The sequence below is a fragment of the Mailhella sp. genome (assembly GCF_057866825.1).
The window spans coordinates 1-3,661 of the sequence record NZ_DBMAHT010000166.1 but is presented as its reverse complement, the minus strand read 5'-3'; the positions used below and the strand labels follow the sequence as shown (position 1 = coordinate 3,661).

General features: G+C 61.1%; 3 protein-coding genes. 1 reads left to right on the top strand and 2 read right to left on the bottom strand.

Annotated elements, in window-relative coordinates:
* Positions 1-1,780, bottom strand: a 1,780-nt coding sequence (glmS, locus tag ACZM96_RS10090; protein WP_489488885.1) for a glutamine--fructose-6-phosphate transaminase (isomerizing), incomplete at its 3' end; no start/stop codon positions are given.
* Positions 1,781-2,262: 482 nt separating this feature from the next.
* On the bottom strand, positions 2,263-2,937 hold the full coding sequence (locus ACZM96_RS10085) for an OmpH/Skp family outer membrane protein (RefSeq protein WP_489488884.1): 675 nt from the start codon (positions 2,935-2,937) through the stop codon (positions 2,263-2,265).
* Between the two features lie 294 nt (positions 2,938-3,231).
* Between ACZM96_RS10085 and ACZM96_RS10080 the strand changes: the two genes are divergently transcribed.
* The gene (locus ACZM96_RS10080) at positions 3,232-3,519 is read left to right on the top strand and encodes a chorismate mutase (RefSeq protein ID WP_294485293.1); all 288 of its coding nucleotides are present in this window, start codon (positions 3,232-3,234) and stop codon (positions 3,517-3,519) included.
* The last annotated feature ends 142 nt before the right edge of the window (positions 3,520-3,661 follow it).

Sequence of the window (3,661 nt, the reverse complement as noted above, 5' to 3'; positions counted from 1 at the left end):
AGTCCGCCATCTGATAGCTGAAAAGCTGGAGCGCAGGCAGCGCAAAGAAGCAGGAAATCACCGGATGCGCCGCAGGCAGCACCCACAATTCCTCCACGGAAAGATCCGGAACCTTTCCGTTTTTCTCCTGCACGAGGGCGATGACGCGGCCCTGTCTCGCCAGCACTTCCTGAATGTTGGACTTCACCTTGGGAAAGAGCGCGTTGTCGAGCGCAAGAGCAAAGGTGGGGAACTGCGGATCAATGAGCGCAATGGGACCGTGCTTCATTTCGCCCGCGGCGTAGCCTTCGGCGTGAATGTAGGAAAGTTCCTTGAGCTTGAGCGCGCCTTCCAGCGCGAGCGCATGGCACTGACCGCGGCCGAGATAGAAGAAGCTGCGCGAAGAGGCAAAGCGCAGGGCGAGCTGTCCGGCACGCTCCTGCATGGCCGGAAGCGCGGCCGAAAGCTTTTCCGGCAGCGCATGCAGCGCGGCAAGCAGTTCGCTGTCGAACACGGCCGGCGTGCGGCGCTGCCCGTAGTAGAGCGCCATGAGCGCCAGCAGCACCATCTGACTGCACATGGCCTTGGTGGACGCCACGCTGATTTCAGGCCCGGCCTGCGTGTAGAGCACCACGTCGGCCTCGCGCGCAATGGACGAGCCCACCACGTTGCAAAGACCGATCACCCGGCAGCCCTTTTCTCTGGCAAGACGCAGGGCGGCCAGCGTGTCCGCCGTTTCGCCGGACTGGCTGATGACCATCACCGCTTCGCCCGGCAGCAGAATGGGATCGCGGTAGCGGAACTCCGAGGCGATGTCGAGATCCGTGGGAATGCCGCCCACGTTTTCCAGCAGCTGCTGCCCCCAGAGACCCGCGTTGTACGACGTGCCGCAGGCCACAATGTGCAGACGCGTGGGCACGGGAATGTCGTCGAGCTCCTGAAGATGCACGGAAAGCTTGCCGTCGCTCCCTTCGATCACGCGGCCGGTGAGGCAGTCGGTGATCACGCGCGGCTGCTCCATGATTTCCTTGAGCATGAAGTGCTTGTAGCCGCCCTTGGCCGCGGCCTGCATGTCCCACGGCACATGGCTCACGCTCTTTTTCACGGGCGAAAGATCGGCCAGCGAAAACACCTGCCACTTCGCGCCCTCGATGCGGGCCACTTCGCCGTCTTCCAGAAACACCACTTCGCGGGTGTAGGGCAGAAAGGCCGGAATGTCGGAAGCCACGAAGCATTCGCCCACGCCCACGCCCATGAGCAGCGGCGCGGCCATGCGCGCGGCGTAAATGACGCCCGGTTCCTCCACGCCCATCATGACCACGGCGTAGGCGCCGTGCGCGCGGCGCAGCGCGCGGGCAAAGGCCTCGCACAGACTCGGCGCGCTCTTGCGCTCCTCGCCGATGAGATGCGCCAGCACTTCGGTATCGGTGTCGGAAAGGAAGGTGTGTCCCTTGGCGGACAGTTCGTCCTTGATTTCCTGAAAGTTCTCAATGATGCCGTTATGGATGATGGCAATGTCCCCATCCTGCGAGAGATGCGGATGGGCATTCCTCTCCACGGGCAGGCCGTGCGTGGCCCAGCGCGTGTGACCGATGCCGGAGGTGGCCAGAAGATAGGCGTTGTTTTCCAGCTTGGCCTCCAGTGCCGCCAGCTTGCCCGCCGCCTTCACCACCTGGAGGCGGCCCGCCTGCTCGAAGGCCACGCCGGAAGAGTCGTAGCCCCGGTATTCCAGACGATGCAGCCCCTCCACCAGAAGGGGAACGGCAGGACGATGCCCGCTGTAGCCAATGATTCCGCACATATGAGGACTCCTGTTTCAGGGAAAATATATCGTCCTTATACTAGGGGAAGGCCCGGGGGGCAAGTGCTGAGTGAAGACAATACATTTCAGTCTGTTGAAAAAGATTCCCGGAAGGATTCTCCACGCATTCCGTCTTCCGGGCCGTTGCGTGCCGCTCCGCGCCTCTGCTTCTTCCGCAGACTGCTCTTTCTCCCTGCTCCGCCCTCCGCCGCGCCTGTTCCTCTGCCCTGCTTCTGCGCCTTGCCCCTGTGCGCTTTCTTGCTGCGGAGCAGAATTCCGCCGCATCCCGCGCGCTCATTCCTCTGCGCCCGCTTTTCTCACTCCCCCCGAAAAAATTATCACTGCGCCGAACGGCATCACGGCCCCCGGCCTTCCCCCGCGCCCCGCAATGTTGCCCCCGCCCTTCTCCGGGCGTCGCCCGTCCGGCAAAAAAAACCCGCTCTCCGAAAAGAACGGGTCTTTGTCATGACGCGGAAAAAACGCTACTTCGCGGCGGGAGCCTTTTCAGCGGGAGCCGCGGCCTTGGGCGCGGCGGCCTTCTCGGCAGGAGCGGCAGCCTTGGGAGCCGCAGCCTTGGCGGAATCGCCGGAAGCCTTGTCGGCGGGAGCGGAGGCGTTGCCGGGCTCGGGCAGCGCGGGCTTTTCCAGAGAAGGAAGCTCGCCGAAGGTGGCGGGATCAGCGTCGAGAATGGCCTTCACGGCTTCCGTCATATCCACTTCGGGAGTGTAGGAAGGCATGACTTCGTCGCTGAACAGACCAAACAGACCGTGTTCGGTCTGGCACTTTTCAAAGGCTTTCTTCATTTCGGTCTGCATCACGTTCATCACGTGTTCCTGATCCTGCTTGATGACGTTCTGCAGGAAATAGACGCGGCTCTGCAGCTGCTTCTGCAGACGCTGCACTTCGGCCTCGTTCTTGTCCTTCTGCGCCTTTTCGACCTTCTGCTGCAGGTCGGTCAGCACGGCCATGGCCTTGTTTTCCAGTTCGCCGACGCGGGCTATGCCCTGCTTGCCGAGCTTCGTTTCCTGATACAGCTTGGAAATCTGCACCACGCCGAACTGCGGAACGGGCTTCTGGGGCTTGGCTTCTTCATTGCAGCCGCCGAGCAGCGCCAGCATGGACACAAGGGCAAGAGCGGAAACTATGTTTCTGTTCATTATTGTTATCTCCTGTGGTGAAATATCCCGATCTCCGTAGCCGGAGCGGAAATGTCCTGAAAGAGATACGCTTTTTGCCCGTTCTCGGCAATGGGGCGAGATGGGGAAAATTTTTGCCCGCCATCAAAAGCCCCGCCCGCCCTTGACACCGACGCCCGGCAAGAGCATTCCCAGCTTATGGGGAACTCTCAACGCCTTTCCCCGAAGTTCGGCCTTCTTTCCCGCAAAGCGGCAAACGGCGCGCCCCGCACGAAGAAGACCACACCAACGCGCCCCATACCTGCGAGGCTACGCATGGCAGACCCCAGATCGGAAGCGGCCATAGAAAAACTGAGAGCGGAAATTGACGCCATTGACGACGAAATGCTCACCCTCGTGCGCCGACGCTTCAACCTGAGCCGCCGCATCATGACCGACGAACACCGCTACGGCATGCCCGTGGAAGTGTTCAGCCACGACAGAGAACAGCAAACCATCGACCGCCTGAAAAAACTCAACGAAGACTCCGACTGCCCCATGCGCAGCGCCCATATCGGCAACATCTGGCAAATGATCTTCTCCTGCACCCGCGTAGGCTGGTGAGATGAGAGGAGGGAAAGGTTGAGCGGGGGAAGGGAGGGAACCTTTTGGGCAGATTGTCAAATGAATTGCAACAGAAAGAGATTCCCGTCTTCCCGTAAAAACTCGACAGTCGATCGATAACCAAACTTCTTGCGGGGGCGGT